This window comes from Leifsonia sp. ALI-44-B (assembly GCF_001984125.1).
GTDB lineage: Bacteria > Actinomycetota > Actinomycetes > Actinomycetales > Microbacteriaceae > Okibacterium.
The window spans coordinates 1,521,502-1,543,324 of sequence record NZ_MTQL01000007.1 but is presented as its reverse complement, the minus strand read 5'-3'; the positions used below and the strand labels follow the sequence as shown (position 1 = coordinate 1,543,324).

Genomic DNA, 21,823 nt, shown 5'->3' with positions numbered 1-21,823 from the left:
TGCCACACCGCTTGCTTGTACTCTCAGAAAATGGTTCAGCCCCGAGTCGACGTCATCTTCCCCTGTTTGAACGAGGAAGGCTCGCTGCCCTGGATCATGTCCCGCCTGCCGGAGGGCTACCGCGCCATCGTCGTCGACAACGGCTCCACTGACCGGTCGGCGGAGGTTGCCCGCGAGCACGGCGCCGTCGTGGTTTCGGAAGCACGCCGGGGCTTCGGTTCGGCGGCCCACACGGGGCTGCTCGCCGCATCCGCGCCCACCGTCGCGTTCTGCGATGCCGACTCGTCGATGGACCCGGCCGATCTGCCGCTCGTCGTCGACCCCGTGGAACGCGGCGACGTCGACCTGATGTTGGGACGCCGGCGCCCGACATCCGCCCGATCGTGGCCGCTGCACGCGCGCGCCGCCAACCTCGCACTGTCGTTCCTGATCCGCCGACGCGCGCACGTCGACATCCACGACCTCGGCCCCATGCGCGCCGGCCACCGCGAACGGCTGCTCGCCCTCGACCTGCAGGACCGTCGCAGCGGCTACCCCCTCGAGATGGTGTTGCGCGCGAAAGCCGAGGGGTGGCGCATCGAAGAAACGGACACCCCCTACACGGAACGCGTCGGCCGTTCGAAGGTGACGGGAACCCTGAAGGGCACCGTGGTCGCCATCCAAGACATGTCCCGACTGCTGCGAGAGGTGCGCCGCCCGTGACCACGTTGATCGTCATCGCGAAGGAGACCATTCCCGGCAAGGTGAAGACCCGCCTGCACCCGCCGCTGAGCTATGAGCAGGCCGCCGAGGTCGCCGCCGCCGCGATCCAGGACACGCTCGCGGCGGCCAGCGCCGTCGACGTCGATCGCCGCATCCTCTACTTCGATGGAAACCTTTTCCCGCCCGGCTCCGAAGACTATGAGGTAGTACCTCAAGGAACAGGAGACCTCGACGTGAGGCTGGCGCACATTTTCGATCACTGCACGGGTCCCACCGTGCTGATCGGCATGGACACGCCCCAGCTCGACGCCCAGGTTCTGCGCGACATGTTCGCGCGATGGGCCGCTGAAGACGAAGCCACGAGCACGAGCGACGCCGACACGGATGCCGGCACGACCGACGTCTTCTTCGGCTTCGCCAACGACGGCGGCTTCTGGACACTCGGCATGCGTGAACCCGACGGTTCACTCATCCGCGGCGTGCCCATGTCGCAGGACGACACCGGCCGCGTGCAACTCGACCGCCTCAAAGCGGTCGGCCTGGGCGTGAGCCTCGTGCCGGAACTCGTCGACGTCGACACCATCGACGATGCGCGCACCGTGGCGACCCTCGCCCCGCACACGCGTTTCGCCGAAACCCTGCGCCGCATCGAGGGCACTACCTCCGCCACCGCCGAAGGAGCCCGCCATGAGCACGACCGAAACTGACCGTTCGGATGATTTCGCCACCCCCGCCGTCCCGGCCACCTTCGGTTCGGGCGGCGGCGAGCCTTATGCTCGGGCGCTGCGTCACGACGACGAGGTGCTCTACCTGCGCGAGACGGCGAGCGACTCGCCCCGGCATCCGGCACCGTTCGACGTATCGAAGTGGAGCGCCGACGCGGATGACACCGACCGCGACGTGTTGACGCGCGCGACGGGCCCCGTGCTCGACATCGGCTGCGGGCCGGGTCGCATGGTGAAAGCAGCCGCCGACGCCGGTTTCGAGGCGTTCGGCATCGACGTGTCCCCCGCGGCCCTCGAGATCGCCGAGGCGGCCGGACTCGACGTGCTGCGCCGCTCGGTCTTCGACCCGCTGCCGCGCGAGGGCGCGTGGGGCACGGCCCTCCTGCTCGACGGCAACATCGGCATCGGCGGAGACCCGAGCGCCCTGCTCGCGCGTGTCGCCGAGCTGCTGGCGCCGCACGGGCGCGTCATCGTCGAGACCCACCCCGACGACGACCACGACCGCGCCTTCGAGGGCGCCGTCGTCAACGGCCACGGCCACCAGAGCGACCCGTTCCCCTGGGCCGAGATCGGCCAGCGCGCGTTGACGACCCGCGCCGCCCACGCCGGCCTCGTGCCCGACCAGAACTGGGTGGCCGACGGCCGCACGTTCGTGTCGCTGGCGCTCGGCGCCTCCTAGGCTTTACGCGCGCGGCGGGCGCACGTTGCTGTGGCTGCGTCCCCCGCGCCGCGTGCGTCGCACGAGCACGATACTGCCGATGACCACGATCGCGGCGAGGACGGCCCACATGATCACGAGATTCTGCGCGTAGTCCAGCGGCACGACGGTGGGGTTCTTCGGCCCGCGCTGTTGCACGGCGACCTCGGGCAGGAACATGAGGGTGAACAGGCATCCGATCACGACGGCGCCCTGCACGAGCGCGATCACGGTCCAGGGCACCCGGTGCCCGGCCCGCCGCATGAGGAGGCCGACGCCCACGAGCAGCGGCGATAGCACGGCGTCATGCAATACGATCGCGCCGATGAGCCACACGGCCACGCCGATCAGCTGGTTCGGCCGCGGCTGCAGCATGACGAGCGTGTAGCCGCCGAAACCGATGAGGGCCACGCCCACGGCGATGAGGATGCCTCGCACAACGGTCACGCCGCGCCCCGCGCTCTCGGGGGCTTCTGCCACGACTCCGGTCATGAGGTCACTTCCAGTCGGCTCAGCCATTTGGTTTGCAGCACCCCGGGGCGGCCGGGCGCGATCATGCGGGCCGGGTAGCCGTGGTCGATGTCGAGCGGTTCGCCGTTGAGCTGCACGGCCACCAGGGTCAGAGGATCGTTCACGTATTCGGGGCCCATCGTCATCACGCCGTAGCGCGAGTTCGTCTCAAGACTCGTGGCTTTGAAAGCATCCGCGGATGTCGCGCCCACAAGCGCCGCCAACTCGCTCATGCGCACGCCCCTCCAGCTGGCCATCTGGCTCCATCCCTCGACGCACGCGATGGGCAGGTCGACGGAGGTCTGCGGCATCCCCGTCAGGTCGGCGTAACTGAGGTCGATGCTGCGGTCGCCGTTGGCGATGGTCAGCGTCCAGCCCGGGTCGACGGCCGTCTCGGTGACCTTCGCGGCAGCGGCCGTGCGGTTGATGGGCAACGATTGCGGGCCGATGCCGGCCTTGCGCGGCGCGAAGGCGTTGAGGCGGTCGAGCACGCGGAACGACTGGCCACCCGTGAACGCCACGAGGGCCGCGGCCGCGACGGCGAGCGTGGCGACGAAACCGCGCCGGCTGACGGCCTTGTCCGGAGCGGGGGTCGTGTCGATCCAATCGAAGACCCGCCCGGTGATCCCACGAGCGGCGAAGGGTGCACTCGCCGCGCGAGCATCCGCCATCTCTCGACCGATCTCGGCATCCTCACGCCCGCTGGCGAGAACCGGCTCACCCTCTGGCATGCGCCCCTTGAACCAGTACCGCCTGATCACGGGCAGCTTCACCGCGATGTGAATGGCGAGCGACCCGATGATCACGTAGGCGAGGGCGTAGTGCACCTGCCGAAAGCCGAACGGCCAGATGTAGAGCTGAAAAGTGTTCAGCAACCCGATCGTGATCTCGACGAGCGACGCCCCGACGAAGAGCGCGATCGACCCGCGCTCGAGCAGGTCGACGGCGCCGCCCTTCTTCAGGCTGCGCACGGGTGGGTATTGGAACAGGTCGGGGAACACCACGTAGAGCTTGCCGAGCAGCAGCGGGAAGCACAGGATGCCGGCCGTGATGTGGATGCCCTGCGTCACCTGGTAGAGCCACAGGGGGCGCGTGGTGAAGGTCATCCAGGCCAGCGGCTCCTGCAGGAAGTGGCTGTAGAGCCCCGTGCCGAAGCAGATCAGGAACGCGAGGCCGAGCAGCCGGCCGGTGACGGTGGCCATGCGCGGGTTGCGCGAGGGCGAGCCGATGCTGCGGCGCAGTCGATAGAGAAGGAATCGCATGCCGGTCCCTTCGTCGAGCGCGTCTGCGCGGTGTGGCTCTGAGCCTAGGCGGGCGGATGCCTGCCGACACGTATTGCTGACCTTTATTCGTCACCGTGGCCATTCGGGATGGGTCTCGGCCGGCTTTTCCTTCAAGATGGGGACGTGCGTATCGCTCTCACCGCCGTTCTCCTGGCGGCATCCACCGTTCTGACGGCTTTCACGGTGCTGAATCTGGGCGTCTACAGCGACGACGACCGCCCGGCCATGGCGTGGGCGACCTACACGCTGTGGGCCCTGTTCGCGCTGTCGATCTGGGCGCTGAAGGGCGTGCGCGGCCGCGCGGTGACGGCCCTCGTGCTCATCGGATGCGCGGTGCTCGGCGCCGCGGCCATGGCGGGTCCGCCCAACACGAGCACCGACTCTGCCCGGTATGCCTGGGACGGCATCGTGCAGAACGCGGGCATATCGCCCTACAAGTACGTACCCGCCGACCCGGCCCTCGCCGAGCTGCGCACCGACTGGCTGTTCCCGGCCCCGACGGTTGCGGCCGACGGCTCCGAGAGCTGCGACGGCGAGCGCATCTCGAAGACGCGCGAGGTCGGAACGGGCGAGGTGTTGTGCACGGCCATCAACCGGCCGCAGGTGCCGACGATCTATCCGCCTCTCGCCGAGATGCTGTTCGCGGGGGTGCGCTTCTTCGTCGGCCCCTCGGCCGAGTATTGGCCACTCCAAGCCGTCGGGCTGCTCTTCGTGCTGGGCACGGCCGCGTTGCTGCTGCGGGCCCTGCGCCGGCGCGCCCTGCCGGGCTGGCAGGCGGCCCTGTGGGCGTGGTGTCCGCTCGTCTTGGCCGAGGGTGTCACGAACTCGCACGTCGACCTCGTCGGGGCCGTGCTCATCCTCGTGGCCACGCTGTCGGTCACGATCGGCCGACGCGCGCTCGGCGGTGTGGCCCTGGGCGGCGCCATAGCCGTCAAACTCATCCCGGTGATCGCGGCCCCCGCCCTCTTGCGCCGCCAAGGCTGGAAGGTCGTCGTCGCGGCCGTCGCCACGTTCGCCGTGCTCTACATCCCCTACATCCTGTCGACCGGCATCGGCGTGCTCGGCTATCTGCCCGGCTATCTCAGCGAAGAGGGTTATGAGGATGGCAGCAGATTCGGTCTCATCTCACTGTTCGCCCCGGGCAGCGCGGCGTTGCCCGTCGCGGCCATCCTGCTCGTGGTCACGGCCGTGGCCGTCATCGTCGCGACCGACCCAGAACGGCCGTGGGTGGCCCAGCTCGTCATGATCGGCGTGACGCTCCTCATCGTGAGCCCGCGCTACCCCTGGTACGCCCTGCTGCTCGTGCCGTTCATCGCCATGAGCGGGCGGTGGGAGTGGTTCGTGATCGGCCTCTCGATCCTCAACCGGCAGATCTTCCCGAGCCTCGCGGTGCAGCGCTGGGGCATAGCGGTGTCGATCGTCGTGCTGGTGGCGGTGTCGTGGTGGCGTCAGGGGCGGGATGCTCCGCAGCAGCTGTGGCGCGGCATCCGTCGTCGGCTTCCGGGGCGTCGAAAAGATGTCGCAACCGGCTCGAGTGGTGCCGCGAGGACGCCCGACGTGGCGGATCGACCCGATGTCGCTTAGCCTCAACCTGTGACCGTCTCTCTCGGATTCCCCGCCGTGCCGGCTGCCGGCGCGCATCAGGGAGCGTCCGAGCAGGTCGTCCCGGCCTCTCGGGCCGCCGCCTCGGCCACCTCGACCGCCGTGTCCGGATCCGCCGTCCCGCCCTCCTCGCGCGCGTCGGCCACCCCGGTCGGTCTCGGGCTCGGCCCGATCGTGCACGCGGGCGCGCGCCCCGCGGCATCCGGCCTCGTCGACCGCTGGAACCGCTCGGCCACCGATCTGCGCATCTCGCTCACCGAGCGCTGCAACCTGCGCTGCACCTACTGCATGCCCGCCGAGGGCCTGCCCACCAAACCCGCCGCGGCGCTCATGCAGGCCGATGAAGTCGTGAGGATGTCTCATATCGCCGTCTCGCTGCTGGGTGTGCGCCAGCTGCGCTTCACGGGCGGCGAGCCGCTGCTGCGCGCCGACCTGGCCTCGATCATCGCGGCGTGCTCCGCGCTCGAACCGCGCCCCGAGGTCTCGCTCACGACCAACGCCATCGGCCTGTCGTCGCGCGCGGCCGGTCTCGCCGCCGCGGGCCTCGACCGCATCAACGTGTCGCTCGACACCGTGCACGCGGCGACTTTTCTCGAGGTCACGCGCCGCCCGTTCCTCGAACGCGTGCTCGACGGCATCGAGAAGGCCGCCGAGGCGGGTCTCGGCCCCATCAAGATCAATGCCGTGCTGCTGCGCGGGGTCAACGACGGCGAGGCGGCCGAGCTGCTCGCGTGGTGCCTCGAACGCGGCTACCAGCTGCGTTTCATCGAGCAGATGCCCCTCGACGCCGATCACACGTGGAGCCGTTCCGATATGGTGACGGCCACCGAGATTCGAGCCCGCCTCACCGAACGCTTCACACTCACGCCCCACGACGCCCCGCGCGACGGCGCCCCCGCCGAACTCTTCCGCGTGTTCGACCGGTCGGGCGTCGAGCTCGGCACGGTCGGCATCATCGCCTCGGTCTCCGAGCCGTTCTGTGCGGACTGCCGTCGCACGCGCCTCACGGCCGACGGCCGCGTGCGCAGCTGCCTCTTCTCGCACACCGAAACCGACCTGCTCACCCCGATGCGCGCCGGTGCCTCCGACGCCGAGGTCGCCAACCTGTGGCGTGAGGCCATGTGGGGCAAACCCGCCGGGCACGGCCTCGATAACCCCGACTTCGTGCAGCCCGCCCGCAGCATGAGCGCGATCGGCGGCTGACGCGTGACAATGCGAGCGGATGCCTCCACCACAGCCCTGCGCGTCACCCTGCGCTTCTTCGCTGCCGCGCGTGCCGCCGTCGGTCGCGACACCGCCGAGGTCGACCTCCCGGCGGGCTCCACCATTGCGGATGCTCTCGCGGCGGTTGCTGGGCAACTCGCGGCGCCGTCATCCCCGGTCGCTGACGCAGCCGCGGCACCAGCCCCTGCGGCCACCTCGATCTCGACCGACGCCGTCACTCACGCCGAGGCGGTCTTCCGGCGCTGCTCGTTCCTCGTCAACGGGGTGGCGGTCACCGACCACGCCCGCACCCTCGCGGCGGACGACCGGATCGACGTCATGCCCCCGTTCGCCGGCGGCTGAGGCCGAACGACACCGGCGCGATCGCTCACGTTCACCTCGACGGAGCGCTCGATCGCGGCCCCCCTGCGCCGCGAGCGCGGTCGCGACCCTCCCAGCTCTAGTAGCGCGGCAACTCGGGTTCGACCTCGTCGACCCAGGCCAGGATGCCGCCCCGCAGCGACCGCGCGTCGACCCCGTGTTCTCGCAGCTCCCGCACGGCGCGGGCCGAGCGCACGCCCGACTTGCACAGCACGACGACGGGCGTTTCAGCATCCACGCCGCGCTGTCGCAGGCCCTCGACGAGCGCCTCGGGGTCGAGCCACGATGAGCCCACGATAGAGACGATGTCGCGCTCGAACGGCTGACGCACGTCGACGAGTTCGATACCCGCATCCGCATCGGCCCCGCGCAGAAGCGCCGCCAACTCGCGCGGCTCGATGAGCGGCACGCTGTCGTCCACCGCTGTGCCATCAGATGGTGAGCCCGTTGCCGCAGCCGCTTCCGCGCCTGACCGGCCCGGGAATCCGGCCTCGCGCTCCCCGCCCGGGACACCCGAAAGCCCGCTCACGGTCACCGCCGCGTCACCCCAGCGCTCGCGCCACTCGTCGAGCGTGATGGGCCGCCGAGCGTCAGCGCGGCGCAGCTCGAACTCGCGCCAGGTGCCGGCCAGCGCGTCGAAGTTCTGCACGCGCCCGAGCAGCACGTCGCCCACGCCGGCCACGAGTTTGATCGTCTCGGTCGCCATCATCGAACCCACGAGGCCGCACACGGCGCCGAGCACGCCCGCATCCGAACACGAGAGAACGTCGTCGTCGTTCGGCGCGACGGGCAGCAGGTCGCGGTAGTCGAGCGACCGCCCCTCGGGGGCTCCCTGCCAGAACACGCTCACCTGCGCGTCGTAGCGCAGCACCGAGCCCCAGACATACGGTTTGCCGAGCACGGCCGCCGTGTCATTCGCGAGGTAGCGGGTGAAGAAGTTGTCGGTTCCGTCGACGATCACGTCGTAGCGCGCGAACAGGTCGAGCGCGTTCTCGGGCATCAACCGCACGGGGTGCACCTCGACGCGCACGTCGGGGTTGATGGCGCACATGGCCTGGGCCGCCGACTCCGCTTTGGGCATGCCCACCGTGGCTGTCGAGTGGATGACCTGCCGCTGAAGATTGCTCACATCCACGGTGTCGTCGTCCAGCACTCCCAGGGTTCCGATGCCCGCCGCGGTAAGGTAGTGCAGCACGGGTGAGCCGAGACCCCCGGCCCCCACCACCAGCACACGCGCGTTCGAGAGCCGTCGTTGACCGGTGAGTCCGAGGCCGGGCAAGGCAACATGACGTGAGAAACGTTCGAGTTGGGCAGGGCTGAGCGCCGGCCCGGGTTCCACTAGCGGAGGCAGAGAATTCATGACTGACCTTCCTCGCGCACACTCGGCGCGCGGCAGCGACGACCCCAGCCTAACCGCGGGCGAGAACACCGCACCTCACGCATCCGACCGACCCGACGAGCCCGACCGCTCCCCCGCGGCGTCCTCGCCCGAAGACCTCGACGCCGCCATCACGCGCGCGACCCAGGTCTTCGGTGACCCCGCTGACGCCAGCGCAAACGCAAACGCAAACGCAAACGAGCACCCGGATGCCTCAGCGTCTCCATCGGCGCACGAGAACGCGGCGAGCGCCCCAGTGCCCGCAGACGACTCTCCGGCGCAGGCCGAGGCACCTGCCACCGCGCACGGTGACGGACCTTCCGGCGCCCCGGCCGTCGCAAGCGTGGTGGCTCCGGCCGCCGCCGCCGCGGCTCAGCGCGACCAGCACGCTCGCTCGGCATCAGGGAAGACGTCATCTGCGACGACCTCACCCGACACGGCCTCACCCGAGACGGCCTCACCTGAGACGGCCTCACCCGAGACATCCTCCGCCGAAGCTCCTGCAACTGAAACATCCTCGGCCCGGACACCCTCGCCCCAGACGCCCTCACCCGAGGCATCCACAGCCGCCACCTCGACGAAGACCCCCCGGCGCTCGTCGAAGCGTTCCCCCGCAGCCCCCGGGCGCGGCCGGCGCCTGCGCGACGCCATCCTCGTGGGCCTCGCGGGCCTCATCGTCTCGGGCGCCTTCCTCTGGGTTCCCTCGGTCTGGTACGACGAGGCCGCAACGGTCACGTCGGCCACGCGCAGCTTCGGCCAGCTCTGGCAGATGGTGCAGACCGTCGACGCCGTGCACGCCGCCTACTACTCGCTCATGCACCTGTGGTTCGACCTGGTCGGCTACAGCCCGCTCACGTTGAGGTTGCCGAGCGCGGTCTGCATCGGCCTGTCCTCCGGTTTCATCGTGTGGCTGGGCGGCCGGCTCGTCACGCACCGCATCGCCGTGGTAGCGGGCATCCTGTTCTTCCTCATGCCGCGCGTGGCGTGGATGGGAACCGAGGGCCGCTCGTTCGCCCTGACCACGCTCATCGCCATCACGCTCACGCTCGTGCTCGTCTACGCCGTGCGCAGCCGTCGCCGCATCTGGCCCTGGGTCGCCTACGTCGTGCTGGCCGTCGGCGGGGTCGCCATCTTCGCCTACCTCGCCCTCCTGCTCGCAGCGCACGGCGTGACCATGGTCTGGTGGGCGCTCACGCGTCTGCGGGGCAAAGCCCGAGCGGCCAACACGGCCCGCGTCTTCGGATCGTTCCTCGTCGCCGCCGGTATCGCCGCCGCAGGCGCCCTGCCGCTGGTGCTCGCCATCCGCGCCCAGGCCAAACAGGTCAGCTGGATCGCGCCCATCAGCGACGCCACGCGCGGCCAGATCTTCACCACCCAGTTCTTCACCGAGAACCCCGTGCTCGCCTGGATCGGCTGGCCTCTCGCCGCCATCGGCGTCGTCATCCTGGCGTGGGGCGGCTGGGTACGATTCCGCTCCCCCGCCAAACCGGGTGGCATCGCGGGCGGCGGTCTCACGCTGCTGCAGGTCGCCGTGCCGTGGCTCCTCGTGCCGCTGTCGGGCCTCGTCGTCGCCTCCGAGATCTTCTCGCCGCTCTATTCGCCGCGCTACCTGGCGTTCACCGCTCCGGCGCTCGCGCTGCTGATGGCCGTGCCGATCGTGGCGGTGCTGCGCAAGAAGTGGCAGATCGCGATCGCCGTCACGGTCATTGCGGCGGTGGCTGCGCCATCCATCGTCTCTCAGCGGTTGCCAGAGGCCAAGGACAACTCGGCGTGGTCGCAGGTGGCCGACCTCATCGCGCGCGAGCGTGCGGCCGAGACGGTGGGCACCAAGGATGCCGTGATCTTCGGCCCTGTCCGACGCCACCCCACGGCCACCTCCCGCGTCATCGAGGTCGCCTATCCCGATGCCTTTGCCGGCATGACCGACATCAACCTCGACACCCCCGGCGCCCTGCGCGGCACCCTCTGGGAGAGCATCTACCCGCTCTCTGAGCGCCTCGAGGTGGCCAATGAAGCGGATGTCATCTACCTGATCACCAGCAACAAACGCGACTGGCGTGGCGGGGTCGCTGCACGGCTGGCGCCCCTCGGCTTCTCGATCACCGAACAGTGGAAGCTCACGGGCGTGAACGTCTTGCGCTTCGAGCGCGTGCCGACCGACGACGGGGATGCTCCCACGCGGGGCGCCCCGCCCGAGGACTACGTCGACCCATCGCTCACGACGCCGCCCACCGACCCGTTCGGGATGCCGACGCCGCTGCCCGGCGAACCGGGGTCGACGTCGGCTCCCACCGTTCCGGTCGCGACGCCCGCGCCCTAGGCGAAGGCGACGATGATCTCGACCTCGACGGGCGAGTCGAGCGGCAGCACGGCGACGCCGACGGCCGAGCGCGCGTGCACGCCCAGGTCGCCGAAGATCTCGCCGAGCACCGTCGAGGCGCCGTTGATGACGCCCGGCTGACCGGTGAACTCGGGGGCGGACGCCACGAAACCCGTGACCTTGACGATCTGGGTGACGCGGTCGAGCGAGCCGATGACGCTCTGCACGGCGGCGAGGGCGTTGAGGGCGGCCGTGCGCGCGAAGTCTTGCGCGTCGGCGGCGGGCACCAGGCCGTGGCCGTCGCCCACCTTGCCCGTGGCGGGCAGCGCGCCCGCGACGAAGGGCAGCTGGCCCGACGTGTAGACCAGGTTGCCCTGAACCACGGCGGGCACGTAGGCGGCGACCGGTGCGGCCACCTCGGGCAGCTCGATGGCGAGCTCGGCGAGCCGCTCGGCGATGACGGCCATCAGGCGCCCGCTCCGGCTTCGGCGACCGGGCGCTTCAGGTAGGCCACGAGGCCGCCTTCCGGTCCGGTAACGATTTGGACGAGCTCCCAGCCGTCGCTGCCCCAGTTGTTGAGGATCGCGGCGGTGTTGTGGATGAGCAGGGGGGTCGTGACGTACTCCCAGCGGGGCATGGTTCTCCTCGTTATTCGGGCACTTTTACAGTTTTGTCGCTTAGGCTCGATCCTATGCCTCAAGAAAAACGTACGGGTAGGGGTGCGCTCGGCGGCCTCCTCGGATTCGTCGGCCTCAGCGTCGCCGCCGGGGTGCTGGTCACCGCCGCTGTCACACCCGCTCTCGCCCTCACCGGCATGACCGCGAACAACGCGATCAGCGTCTTCGACAACCTGCCGAACTACCTCAACGTCGACGCTCCCATGGAGAAGTCGAACATCTACGCTACGGCTGCCGACGGCACGCACGTGCTCCTCGCGTCCTTCTTCGACCAGAACCGCGAAGACGTGGCGTGGGAGAACGTCTCGCAGTTCCTGAAAGACGGCGCGGTCTCGGCTGAAGACCCCCGCTTCTACGAGCACGGCGGCATCGACATCATGGGCACGGCCCGTGCGGTCATCAAGACCTACGTGGTCGGTGGCGACACCCAGGGTGGTTCGTCGATCACGCAGCAATACGTGAAGAACGTCCTCGTGCAGCAGGCCGAGCAGATCGCCGACAAAGACAAGCGCGACGCCGCCTACAAAGAGGCCACCAAGACCACCCCCGAGCGCAAGCTGAAAGAGATGCGTCTCGCGGTCGGTGTCGAGAAGAACTACACCAAAGACCAGATCCTCCTGGGCTACCTCAACATCGCCAACTTCGGCGGGCAGAGCTACGGCGTCGAGGCAGCGTCGAAGTACTACTTCGGGGTGTCCTCCAAGGACGTCAACATCCAGCAGGCGGCCACGCTGATCGCCATGCTGAACAACCCCTCGGGTTTGCGCATCGACCGTCCCGACCAGGAGGTCAACGGCGCGGCCGACGGCTACTCGCTGACGAAGGTCCGACGCGACTACGTCATCGACAAGATGCTCGAAGAGAAGAAGATCACGCAGGAAGAGCACGACGTGGCTCTCGCCTCGGCGGTCGAGCCCAACATCGTGCAGCCGTCATCCGGCTGCCAGACCGCGGGCAACGCGGCCTACTTCTGCGACTACGTGACCTGGGTCATCAAGCGCAACCCGGCCTTCGGCGCCACCGACGAAGAGCGCCTGGCGCTGCTGAAGCGCGGCGGACTCGACGTCTACACCACGCTCGACCTCGACCTGCAGAACTCCTCGCAGGCCGCCATCGACGCCTACATCCCCAAGGCCATGGCCCGCGTCGACATCGGCGCGACGGCCGCCACCGTGCAGCCCGGCACCGGCCGCGTGCTCGCCATGGCGCAGAACAAGAACTACACGGCGGGCGACTCGCCCGACCCGAGCTTCACGGCCGTCAACTACAACACCGACCAGGCCTACGGCGGCTCCACGGGCTTCCCCGTCGGATCGTCCTACAAGGTCTACACGCTGCTCGACTGGCTGAAGAACGGGCACTCGCTCAACGAGACGGTTGACGGCAAGCGCCGCACGTTCACCTCCTTCACCAACACGTGTGAGGGCAACTGGCGCGGCGCGTGGAACCCACAGAACTTCGACGGATCGAGCCCGGGAGCCATCACGGCCATCGACGCCACCAAGCGAAGTGTCAACTCGGCCTTCGTCGCCATGGCGCAGAAGCTCGACCTCTGCGAGATCCGCCAGACCGCCGAGTCCATGGGCGTTCACCGCGCCGACGGCAAGCAGCTCGTCGACTTCCCCGGTTCCATCCTCGGATCGAATGACATCGCCGGCCTCACCATGGCCTCGTCGTTCGCCGGCATCGCGGCCCAGGGCAAGTACTGCGAGCCCATCGTCATCGACGAGATCGTCAAGCCCGACGGCGAGAAGCTCACGCCTCCGAACGCCAACTGCAAGCAGGGCGTCACGCCCGAGATCGCCAACACGGCGGCCTACGCCATGCAGACGATCTTCCAGCCCGGTGGAACCGCCGCGGCCACGACCGTGCGCGGCGCTCCCCTGTTCGGCAAGACGGGAACCGCCGACGACGCGCTGCATTCCTGGATCACGGGTGGCACCACCAAGGCCGTCACCTCGCTCTGGATCGGCAACGTCACGGGCGACGCCAGCATGTACAACGTGCGTGTGCTCGGCGGGCAAACCGGCTTCAGCGCCAAGTTCCGCGTCTGGTCGCAGATCATGAATTCGGCCGTTGGCAAGTTCGGCGGGGATGCGTTCCCGCAGCCCTCGCAGAGCCTGATCCGCGCCAAGCAGGTCGCGGTGCCCGATGTGCGCGGCAAGTCCGTCGCCGATGCCACCACCACGCTGCAGTCCGCGGGCTTCACCGTCGCCACGGGCGAGCCCATCGCGTCGCAGTTGCAAGAGGGTGTCGTCGCGGCCACCGAGCCCGGTGCCGGCGTGAACGTGTCGGTCGGTTCAACCATCACTCTGCGGCCGTCGAGCGGGCAGCCGGCCGAGGTAGCCGTGCCCGATGTGGCCAACCAAAACCAGCAACGAGCCCAGAAGTCGCTCGAAGACGCCGGCTTCGGAGTGCAGTTCATGTGCACCGCCGATCCCGGGGCCCCGAACGACGGGCAGGTGACCGGTCAGAACCCGGCGGCGAACACCACCGCCAACCCCGAGAACACCACGGTCACCGTCGCGTTGAAGAAGAAGAACTGCGGTTGAGTAAAACGCTCCGCCGCACCACCGGAGGGGCCGGGGTCGCCGTAGGCGCCCTGGCCCTCTCCGGGCTTCTGGCCTTCGCCTGGGGGTCGCTCATCGAGCGGCGCCTCTTCACGCTGCGTCGCGTCGAGGTGCCCGTGCTGCCGCACGGCGCCGAGCCGCTCACCATCCTGCACGTCTCCGATCTGCACATGGCGCCCTGGCAGGCCGACAAGCAGCAGTGGGTGCGCGAGCTCGCCGAGCTGAAGCCCGACCTGATCGTCGACACGGGCGACAATCTGGGCCACAAAGACGGAATCGCGGGCATCGAGCTGGCGTTCGCCGACTTCGGCGGCGTGCCCGGCGCCTACGTCAACGGCTCGAACGATTACTACGGCCCGGTCAAGAAGAACTGGCTGCGCTACTTCTTCGGTCCGAGCTCCCGCGCCGCCGGCCGACCCAAGCGCCGCACGCGCGACCTCGACACCGCGCGGCTCGAGCGCTTCTTCACCGACTCGCTCGGGTGGCAGAACCTCAACAACGCCGTCGGCGGCGTGACCATCAAGGGCACCCGCCTCGACTTCTTCGGCGTCGACGACCCGCACATCGGCGTCGACCGCCTCGACCTCCTCACGGGTCTCATCGACGCGCAGCGCGAGGACGAAGACTTCGAGGACGAAGACACGGCCGACGCGCAGCGCACAACGCGCGACGTCGTCACGATCGGAGTCGCCCACGCGCCCTACCAGCGCGTGCTCAACTCGTTCGTCACGCACGGTGCCGACCTCATCCTCGCCGGGCACACGCACGGCGGGCAGGTCTGCATTCCGGGCTACGGCGCGCTCGTCACGAACTGCGACATCCCGCGCGCCCAGGTTAAGGGGCTCAGCATCTGGCGTCACGCCTGGCGGGCCGCGCACCTGCACGTCTCGGCCGGCCTCGGCACCTCGATCTACGCCCCCGTGCGATTCGCGTGTCGTCCCGAGGCCACGCTGCTCACGCTCGTTCCGAAGCCGTAGGCGTCCGTTCTCCTTTCATAGCGAAGACCCCCTCACCTATTCGTGAGGGGGTCTTCGTGTGTTCCGGGCAGCGGAAAGAGCTGGCTCTGGTCAGGCCGCGAGGTGCGTGCGCGTCAGGACGACGAGGGTGTGCGCTCCCAGCGTCGGCGTAGCCGTATAGTCGCCCGAGACGAGGGCCTCCGACCATCCGGTGTAGCGGGCCGCCAGGGCGTCGGGCAGCTCGACAGTGTCGGCTCCCAGGTTGACGAGGATGGCGACATCCGGTCGTTCGACCACGAGCAGCGTCTCGGCGGGGGCGTGCACCGTGACGTCGCGGAACGACGGGTCGGTGATCGACGGGATGCTGCGGCGCAGGTGGATGAGGCGGCGGTAGAGCTCGAGCGTGCGACCGTGGATGCCGTCGCCCTCGATCTCGCCCCACTGCAACTTCGAGCGCTCGAACGTCTCGGGGTCCTGCGGGTCGGGAACGATGCTCGGGTCCCAGCCCAGCTTCGCGAACTCGGCGATGCGCCCCTCGGCCGTCGCGGTGCCGAGCTCGGGCTCGGGGTGCGACGTGAAGAACTGCCACGGCGTCGATGCGGCCCACTCCTCACCCATGAACAGCATGGGCGTGAAGGGCGACAGCAGCGTAAGGCCCGCGGCGAGTGCCAGCTGGTTCTCGTCGAGCGTGGCCGTCAGGCGATCACCGATGGCGCGGTTGCCGATCTGGTCGTGGTTCTGGTTGCACACCACGAGACGCCACGCGGGGGTGCGCAGTGTGTCGATCGGCGCGCCGTGGTGGTGACCCCGGAACGATGAGTACGTGCCGTCGTGGAAGAAGCCGCGCGTGAGCACCTTGACGAGGCTCTCGATGCCGGCGAAGTCCGAGTAGTAGCCGTCGTGTTCGCCCGTGACGTTGGCGTGCACGGCGTGGTGGAAGTCGTCGGACCACTGCCCCGCCATGCCGATACCGCCCGCCTCGAGCGGCGTGATGGTGCGCGGGTCGTTGCGGTCGGATTCGGCGATGAGCGTGAGCGGCTTGTTCAGGCGGGCGCTCACACGCTCGGTCTGGATGGCCATCTCCTGCAGGATGTGGGTGGCCCGGTCGTCGCGCAGGGCGTGCACGGCGTCGAGGCGCAGGCCGTCGACGTGCATATCGGTGAACCAGGACAGCACGTTGTCGACGATGTAGTCGCGCACCGCATCCGACTCTTCGCCGTCGAGGTTGAGCGACGCGCCCCAGGTGTTGCTGCTGCCGTCGTGCAGGTAGGGGCCGAACTTCGGCAGGTAGTTGCCCGAGGGGCCGAGGTGGTTGTAAACGACGTCCTGGATGACGGCGAGCCCGCGCTGGTGGCACGCGTCGACGAAGCGCTGGTAGCCCGTCGGGCCGCCGTACTGCTCGTGCACGGCGTACCACAGCACGCCGTCGTAGCCCCAGTTGTGCACGCCGTTGAAGCCGTTGACGGGCAGCACCTCGACGAAGTCGATGCCGAGTTCGACGAGGTGGTCGAGCTTCTCGATCGCGCTGTCGAACGTGCCGCCCGGCGTGAACGTGCCGATGTGCAGCTCGTAGATGACACCGCCGGCGAGGGGGCGGCCCGACCACGCGTGGTCGCCCCAGGCGTAGGCCGAGGCATCCCAGGTGCGCGAGAGCTCGTGCACACCCTTCGGCTGGCGGCGCGAGCGCGGGTCGGGGAACGGGCCTTCGCCGTCGAGCAGGTAGCCGTAGTCGACGTCGCCGGCAGCGGATGCCTGAGCGACCGTGTCGGCGGGGGCGACGAACCAGCCGTCACCGGCCGGTTCGAGGACTACCGTGTCGCTGCCGAGGACGAGCTCGGCGGTGTCGGCGCGGGGCGCCCAGACGGAGAACGGTTCGTGGCGGGTCATGATGTTCCTTCGGCATCCGGTTCGGCGAACGTGTCGGTCGGGGTGTGATCGGGGGCGTGCTCGACATCGGCCTCGACCGAGCCCTCGGCACCGTGTTCGGAGGCGGCGAGCTCGGATGCGGCGGCACCGGCGTTACCGGCGGAGGCGTTCGCATCGCTGTCGCCCTCGTCGCGCACGAGCAGTGCGACGGGCAGCGCCGTGAGGATCTCGGCGGCCGTCACCTCGCCCGACCCGATGGGGCGCCCGCTGAGCGCATCGCGCCAGCGGCCCTCGGGAAGCGCGACCGTGGTGCCCTCCCAGCCGCCGCGCGCGGCGAGGCCGAGGGGCAGGCGCGTGGCGAGCGTGATCGCTCCCCCGCGGTCGAACGCGATGAGGTGCGCGGCCGCGGGGCCCGACACGGTCACGGGCGCATACCCCGTGAACAGGTCGGCGCGGTCGCGCGTGAGCGTCAGGGCGCGCTGCGTGACGAGCAGTTTGGCGAGCCCGTCCTCGTCCACGGCCGGCACGGTGCCGGACTCGAGCGCGTCCAAGCGGTCGAGCGTGGCGATGTGCGCGTCGTAGTCGATGAGGCGACGGTTGTCGGGGTCGACGAGCGAGTCCTCCCACAGTTCGGTGCCCTGGTACACGTCGGGGACGCCCACCGAGGTGATCTGCACGAGCTTGGCGGCGAGCGCGTTGCTGCGCCCGGCATCGGTCACGCGCGCCACGAACGACGTGACGAGGCCGTTGACGGTCTCATCGTCGAACGCGGCATCGACGGCCGCGTGCATACGCTCTTCGAACGCCTCGTCGGGGGCCGTCCACGTGGTGGAGTTGCCGGCCTCACGTGAGGCCTTCTCGACATAGGCGTGTGCGCGTTCGCGGCTGAGCGGCCAGGCGCCCACGATCGCCTGCCACAGCAGGTTGTCGAAAGGCCCGTCACCCGTGGTTCCGGCCGGCGTCGCACGGATGCCGCGCAGCGTCTCGGCCCACTCGCCCGGAATCTCGGCGATGGTGCTGATGCGGGCGCGCACGTCTTCGCCACGCTTGGTGTCGTGCGTCGAGAGCGTCGTCATGGCGCGCTCCCACCGCCCGACACGCTCGGCCTGCACACGATGGAACTCGGCCGTGTCGGTGGCGAAGATGCTCGGGTCGGCGCCCACCTCGGTGAGCGACGTGAGGCGCGTGTAGCGGTAGAACGCCGTGTCTTCGACGCCCTTCGCCATCACCATGCCGGAGGTCTGCTGCAGGCGTCGCGCGGCCGGCTCGGAGGGGTCGGCGAGACGCTTGACGAGGGCCGAGATCGTGGGTTCGAGCTCGGGGCGACGCGCCGCGGCATCCCCCGCTGCCACCATGAGAGGAGCACTCGAGCCCTCGGGCAGGTAGCTGCGATAGACGGGGAAGCTGGCCAGGATCTCGCTCAGCGCATCGATGGTGTTGTCGTCGTTGGCCTGACCCAGCTCGCGCGCCAGGCGCAGGGTCTCGCTGCCGAGGATGCCCGTGGCGATGCCGCGCTTGGTGTCGTGGATGAGGTCGGCCCACGTGGGTGCCTCGCCCATCTCGGTCTGCGCGCGCAGCTCGGCGTCGATGGCGTCGAGCGCCGACTCGCCGGCCGGGTCGACGAACAAGCGGTCGATGGTGGCCAGCATGTCGTAGCCCGTGGTGCCCGCCGTGCGCCATTCGGTCGGCAGCTGCTCGCCCGGCTCGGTGATCTTCTCGACCAGCAGGTAGGCGTCACCCGTGAGAGCCGAGAGGCCCTCGAGGTAGCCGGACGGGTCGTAGAGGCCGTCGGGGTGGTCGATGCGCAGGCCGTCGGCCAGTCCTTCTTGGAACCAGCTCTCGATCTCGACGTGCGACGCGTTGAACACCGTGGTGTCCTCGACCCGGATCGCGGCCAGCGTGTTGACCGCGAAGAACCGACGGTAGTTCAGGTCGGTGTCGGCCAGCTTCCAGTGCACCAGGCGGTAGTTCTGGCGCTCGTGCACCGACAGCGCATAGTCGGATGCCTCGGCGTCGAGCCCCTCGGTGGTGCCGGGCGCGATGGGGTAGCGGTTCTCGTAGTAGTGCAGCTGGTCGCCGACCACTTCGAGCCCCTCGCCCGATTCGTCGCCGAGCACGGGGATGACGAGCTTGCCGCCACCCGCCGCCCAGTCGACGTCGAAGAAGGATGCGTACTGGGAGGCCTGGCCGTGCGTGAGGACATCCCACCACCAGCCGTTGATGTGGGGCGTCGCGACACCCACGTGGTTGGGCACGATGTCGACGAGCACGCCGAAGCCCATCTCGTGGGCACGCTCGGCCAGGCGCGCGAAGGCCTCGCGGCCCCCGCGCTCATCGTCGACCTTCGTGTGGTCGACGACGTCGTAGCCGTGGTTCGACCCCGGTTCGGCCTTCAGGATGGGCGACAGGTAGATCCAGTCGACGCCGAGGCGCTTCAGGTAGGGAAGCACCGCGGCCGCGTCGTCGAACGTGAAGTCCTTCTGCAGCTGCAGGCGGTAGGTGTTGGCGGGGATTCTCATCAGACCTCCGGTGATCCCGATTCGATGACAGGGTGGCTGGCCGTCTGCGTGAGGCTTTCGGCGATCGAGTCGTCGGCCGCGATCGGCTTTTCGACGTGTTCGCGCAGCACCACGATGGAGCGGCCGGCGACGGTGAGTTCACTGCCGGCGGGCAGGGCGCTCAGCCCCGCGACTCCCCCGGCGGTGTTGATGACGGTGTCCCACTTCTCGGAGTATTCGGCCGGCGGCAGCGTGAACGGCACATCGGTGTCGGACGCGTTGAACGCCAGGATGAAGTGCTGGTCGGTGACCTCACGGCCCTGACGGTCGCGCCCGCGGATGCCGTTTCCGTTGAGGAAGACGGCGACGGCCTTGGCGTAGCTCGAATCCCAGTCGCTCTCCTCCATCTCGGCGCCGTTGGTGTTGAGCCACACGATGTCGGGCAGCGGGTCTTCGTTGGTGCGCGACACGGGTCGGCCATCGAAGTAGCGGATGCGGCGGAAGGTGGGGTGCTCGCGGCGCAGGCGGATCACGGCCGAGGTGAACTCGATGAGCGACTCGTCGGCGTCGGCCCAGTTGAGCCAGGCGATCTCGGAGTCCTGCGCGTAGGTGTTGTTGTTGCCGTGCTGCGTGCGCCCCAGCTCGTCGCCGTGCAGCACCATGGGCACGCCCTGCGAGAGCAACAGGGTGGCCAGGATGTTGCGCTGCTGGCGTGAGCGGATGGCGAGCACCGTTGGGTCGTCGGTTTCGCCCTCGACGCCCGAGTTCCACGAGCGGTTGTGCGATTCGCCGTCGTTGTTGTCTTCCCCGTTGGCGTCGTTGTGCTTCTCGTTGTAGGAGACGAGGTCGCGTAGCGTGAAGCCGTCGTGGGCGGTGACGAAGTTGATGGATGCCACGGGGCGGCGTCCGTCGCGCTCGTAGAGGTCGGCCGAACCCGTGAGGCGGGCCGCGAACTCGCCGAGCGTGGAGGGCTCGCCGCGCCAGAAGTCACGAACGGTGTCGCGGTACTTACCGTTCCACTCGGTCCACTGGGGCGGGAAGTTGCCCACCTGGTAGCCGCCGGGGCCGACATCCCACGGCTCGGCGATGAGCTTGACCTGCGAGACCACCGGGTCCTGCTGCACGAGCTCGAAGAAGGTGGCGAGCTTGTCGACGTCGTAGAACTCGCGCGCCAGCGTGGAGGCGAGGTCGAAGCGGAAGCCGTCGACGTGCATCTCGTTGACCCAGTAGCGCAGGCTGTCCATGATCAGCTGCAGGGCGTGCGGGTGGCCCACGTTGAGCGAGTTGCCCGTGCCGGTGTAGTCCATGTAGTACTGCTTGTCGTCGTCGACGAGGCGGTAGTAGGCCTCGTTGTCGATGCCGCGCATGGAAAGGGTGGGGCCGAGGTGGTTTCCTTCGGCCGTGTGGTTATAGACCACGTCGAGGATGACCTCGATGCCCGCGCGGTGCAGGGCGCGCACCATGGACTTGAACTCCTGCACCTGCTGGCCGGCGTCGCCCGTGGACGAGTAGCCGTTGTGCGGCGCGAAGAAGCCGATGGTGTTGTAGCCCCAGTAGTTGCGCAGGCCCTTTTCTTCGAGCGTGGAGTCGTGCACGAACTGGTGCACGGGCATGAGCTCGATGGCGGTGACGCCCAGGCGCTCGAGGTGCTGGATGACCGAGGGATGCGCGATTCCGGCGTAGGTGCCGCGCTGCTCTTCGGGAATCTCGGGGTGCATCTCGGTGAGGCCCTTGACGTGCGCCTCATAGATGACGGTCTCGTTGTAGGGCGTCTTCAGCAGGCGGTCGCCCTCCCAGTCGAAGAACGGGTTGATGACGACGCTCTTCGAGGCGAAGGGGGCGGAGTCGTCCTCGTTGCGCACGGTCGGGTCGTCGAAGCTGTAGGAGTACATCGCCGGGTTCCAGTCGATCTCACCCTGGACGGCCTTGGCGTAGGGGTCGAGCAGAAGCTTCGACGGGTCGGAACGCTTGCCGGATGCCGGGTCGTACTCGCCGTGCACGCGGTAGCCGTAGGCCTGCCCCGGGTGCACCTGCGGCAGGTAGGCGTGCCACACATAGGCGTCGACCTCGACCAGGTCAACACAGTGCTCGGTGCCGTCGGTGTCGAACAGGCAGAGCTCGACGCGATCGGCCGTCTCGCTGAAGATGGCGAAGTTCGTGCCACTGCCGTCAAAGGTCGCTCCGAGCGGGTAGGGGTTTCCGGGCCAGGTTTCCATCAGTATCCATTCGTGCGGGGGTTTCCGTCCGCGGGAAAAGCCCGGGCGGAGGGTTCAACAAGAGGTCCAACGGTATTCAGCTTCCTTCCGATCGTACGGGGAACCGGTGACTCCGCTCTCCCCCTTGCGCACAGAGCGGGCGGGGCTAGCGTGAGAAGAGGACGGGCTGCTATAGCCGATCCGGCAACGTGCGGCCGAGCATCCGCTCACCGCCCGATGACACGAGAGAAGGAGGGCCA

At 69.0% G+C, this 21,823-nt stretch carries 17 protein-coding genes; 9 read left to right on the top strand and 8 right to left on the bottom strand.

All coding sequences use genetic code 11. The annotated features are described in order from the left end of the window. Positions 1-30: 30 nt before the first annotated feature. Genes ALI44B_RS14205 through ALI44B_RS14195 form a run of 3 tightly spaced genes read left to right on the top strand, consistent with a single transcriptional unit; the run spans position 31 to position 2,106 of the window. A complete protein-coding gene (locus tag ALI44B_RS14205; protein ID WP_077055223.1) occupies positions 31-702 on the top strand; it encodes a glycosyltransferase family 2 protein in 672 nt (223 codons plus the stop codon). Further along, entirely contained in the window at positions 699-1,409 is a 711-nt protein-coding gene (locus ALI44B_RS14200) for a TIGR04282 family arsenosugar biosynthesis glycosyltransferase (protein WP_077055222.1), read from the top strand. The genes ALI44B_RS14205 and ALI44B_RS14200 overlap by 4 nt, the downstream gene beginning before the upstream one ends. After that, positions 1,390-2,106, top strand: coding sequence for a class I SAM-dependent methyltransferase (locus ALI44B_RS14195; RefSeq protein WP_077055221.1), 717 nt, complete (start codon positions 1,390-1,392; stop codon positions 2,104-2,106). Before ALI44B_RS14200 ends, ALI44B_RS14195 begins: the two co-directional genes overlap by 20 nt. Positions 2,107-2,109: 3 nt before the next feature. Here the strand turns inward: ALI44B_RS14195 and ALI44B_RS14190 are convergent, their stop codons facing one another. Both ALI44B_RS14190 and ALI44B_RS14185 read right to left on the bottom strand, forming a co-directional pair. Beyond that, on the bottom strand, positions 2,110-2,616 hold the full coding sequence (locus tag ALI44B_RS14190; protein WP_083710055.1) for a hypothetical protein: 507 nt from the start codon (positions 2,614-2,616) through the stop codon (positions 2,110-2,112). After that, the gene (locus tag ALI44B_RS14185; protein ID WP_077055220.1) at positions 2,613-3,896 is read right to left on the bottom strand and encodes a molybdopterin-dependent oxidoreductase; all 1,284 of its coding nucleotides are present in this window, start codon (positions 3,894-3,896) and stop codon (positions 2,613-2,615) included. Before ALI44B_RS14185 ends, ALI44B_RS14190 begins: the two co-directional genes overlap by 4 nt. Before the next feature lie 144 nt (positions 3,897-4,040). Between ALI44B_RS14185 and ALI44B_RS14180 the strand changes: the two genes are divergently transcribed. From ALI44B_RS14180 to ALI44B_RS14170, 3 genes are all read left to right on the top strand, one after another. Next, positions 4,041-5,501, top strand: a complete 1,461-nt coding sequence (locus tag ALI44B_RS14180; protein WP_077055219.1) for a glycosyltransferase 87 family protein — start codon at positions 4,041-4,043, stop codon at positions 5,499-5,501. A gap of 189 nt (positions 5,502-5,690) precedes the next feature. Further along, positions 5,691-6,722, top strand: a complete 1,032-nt coding sequence (moaA, locus tag ALI44B_RS14175) for a GTP 3',8-cyclase MoaA (RefSeq protein ID WP_077055634.1) — start codon at positions 5,691-5,693, stop codon at positions 6,720-6,722. Between the two features lie 9 nt (positions 6,723-6,731). After that, positions 6,732-7,085, top strand: coding sequence for a MoaD/ThiS family protein (locus ALI44B_RS14170; protein ID WP_077055218.1), 354 nt, complete (start codon positions 6,732-6,734; stop codon positions 7,083-7,085). 97 nt (positions 7,086-7,182) lie between these two features. Here the strand turns inward: ALI44B_RS14170 and ALI44B_RS14165 are convergent, their stop codons facing one another. Beyond that, a complete protein-coding gene (locus tag ALI44B_RS14165) occupies positions 7,183-8,463 on the bottom strand; it encodes a ThiF family adenylyltransferase (RefSeq protein WP_077055217.1) in 1,281 nt (426 codons plus the stop codon). Here ALI44B_RS14165 and ALI44B_RS14160 point away from each other — a divergent pair. Further along, positions 8,462-10,801, top strand: coding sequence for a glycosyltransferase family 39 protein (locus ALI44B_RS14160; protein WP_077055216.1), 2,340 nt, complete (start codon positions 8,462-8,464; stop codon positions 10,799-10,801). The genes ALI44B_RS14165 and ALI44B_RS14160 overlap by 2 nt on opposite strands. On the opposite strand, the gene ALI44B_RS14155 is transcribed toward ALI44B_RS14160, so the two are convergent. Beyond that, on the bottom strand, positions 10,798-11,268 hold the full coding sequence (locus tag ALI44B_RS14155; protein ID WP_077055215.1) for a RidA family protein: 471 nt from the start codon (positions 11,266-11,268) through the stop codon (positions 10,798-10,800). The genes ALI44B_RS14160 and ALI44B_RS14155 overlap by 4 nt on opposite strands. Further along, a complete protein-coding gene (gene sp36, locus ALI44B_RS16010; protein ID WP_143459285.1) occupies positions 11,268-11,438 on the bottom strand; it encodes a Sp36 family protein in 171 nt (56 codons plus the stop codon). Before sp36 ends, ALI44B_RS14155 begins: the two co-directional genes overlap by 1 nt. A 54-nt stretch (positions 11,439-11,492) precedes the next feature. On the opposite strand from sp36, the gene ALI44B_RS14150 reads away from it, so the two are divergent. Both ALI44B_RS14150 and ALI44B_RS14145 read left to right on the top strand, forming a co-directional pair. After that, the gene (locus tag ALI44B_RS14150; RefSeq protein WP_077055214.1) at positions 11,493-14,030 is read left to right on the top strand and encodes a transglycosylase domain-containing protein; all 2,538 of its coding nucleotides are present in this window, start codon (positions 11,493-11,495) and stop codon (positions 14,028-14,030) included. Then, positions 14,027-15,025 (top strand): metallophosphoesterase, encoded by a 999-nt coding sequence (locus ALI44B_RS14145; protein WP_143459283.1) that lies wholly within the window; start codon positions 14,027-14,029, stop codon positions 15,023-15,025. The genes ALI44B_RS14150 and ALI44B_RS14145 overlap by 4 nt, the downstream gene beginning before the upstream one ends. Positions 15,026-15,115: 90 nt before the next feature. Here the strand turns inward: ALI44B_RS14145 and treZ are convergent, their stop codons facing one another. Genes treZ through glgX form a run of 3 tightly spaced genes read right to left on the bottom strand, consistent with a single transcriptional unit; the run spans position 15,116 to position 21,584 of the window. After that, the gene (gene treZ / locus ALI44B_RS14140; RefSeq protein WP_077055213.1) at positions 15,116-16,891 is read right to left on the bottom strand and encodes a malto-oligosyltrehalose trehalohydrolase; all 1,776 of its coding nucleotides are present in this window, start codon (positions 16,889-16,891) and stop codon (positions 15,116-15,118) included. Next, positions 16,888-19,389 (bottom strand): malto-oligosyltrehalose synthase, encoded by a 2,502-nt coding sequence (gene treY, locus ALI44B_RS14135; protein WP_077055212.1) that lies wholly within the window; start codon positions 19,387-19,389, stop codon positions 16,888-16,890. The genes treZ and treY overlap by 4 nt, the downstream gene beginning before the upstream one ends. After that, complete coding sequence (gene glgX, locus ALI44B_RS14130; RefSeq protein ID WP_077055211.1) at positions 19,389-21,584, bottom strand: glycogen debranching protein GlgX; 2,196 nt, start codon at positions 21,582-21,584, stop codon at positions 19,389-19,391. The genes treY and glgX overlap by 1 nt, the downstream gene beginning before the upstream one ends. Positions 21,585-21,823: the final 239 nt, after the last annotated feature.

What these genes read in the sequence shown, in the direction of transcription:
- ALI44B_RS14195 (WP_077055221.1), top strand. Translation starts at nt 1,390, where the DNA reads ATGAGCACGACCGAAACTGACCGTTCGGATGATTTCGCCACCCCCGCC.
- ALI44B_RS14160 (WP_077055216.1), top strand. Translation starts at nt 8,462, where the DNA reads ATGACTGACCTTCCTCGCGCACACTCGGCGCGCGGCAGCGACGACCCC.
- sp36 (WP_143459285.1), bottom strand. Translation starts at nt 11,438, where the DNA reads ATGCCCCGCTGGGAGTACGTCACGACCCCCCTGCTCATCCACAACACC.
- treZ (WP_077055213.1), bottom strand. Translation starts at nt 16,891, where the DNA reads ATGACCCGCCACGAACCGTTCTCCGTCTGGGCGCCCCGCGCCGACACC.
- ALI44B_RS14205 (WP_077055223.1), top strand. Translation starts at nt 31, where the DNA reads ATGGTTCAGCCCCGAGTCGACGTCATCTTCCCCTGTTTGAACGAGGAA.
- ALI44B_RS14170 (WP_077055218.1), top strand. Translation starts at nt 6,732, where the DNA reads ATGCGAGCGGATGCCTCCACCACAGCCCTGCGCGTCACCCTGCGCTTC.
- glgX (WP_077055211.1), bottom strand. Translation starts at nt 21,584, where the DNA reads ATGGAAACCTGGCCCGGAAACCCCTACCCGCTCGGAGCGACCTTTGAC.
- ALI44B_RS14155 (WP_077055215.1), bottom strand. Translation starts at nt 11,268, where the DNA reads ATGGCCGTCATCGCCGAGCGGCTCGCCGAGCTCGCCATCGAGCTGCCC.
- ALI44B_RS14165 (WP_077055217.1), bottom strand. Translation starts at nt 8,463, where the DNA reads ATGAATTCTCTGCCTCCGCTAGTGGAACCCGGGCCGGCGCTCAGCCCT.
- ALI44B_RS14190 (WP_083710055.1), bottom strand. Translation starts at nt 2,616, where the DNA reads ATGACCGGAGTCGTGGCAGAAGCCCCCGAGAGCGCGGGGCGCGGCGTG.
- ALI44B_RS14185 (WP_077055220.1), bottom strand. Translation starts at nt 3,896, where the DNA reads ATGCGATTCCTTCTCTATCGACTGCGCCGCAGCATCGGCTCGCCCTCG.
- treY (WP_077055212.1), bottom strand. Translation starts at nt 19,389, where the DNA reads ATGAGAATCCCCGCCAACACCTACCGCCTGCAGCTGCAGAAGGACTTC.
- ALI44B_RS14150 (WP_077055214.1), top strand. Translation starts at nt 11,493, where the DNA reads ATGCCTCAAGAAAAACGTACGGGTAGGGGTGCGCTCGGCGGCCTCCTC.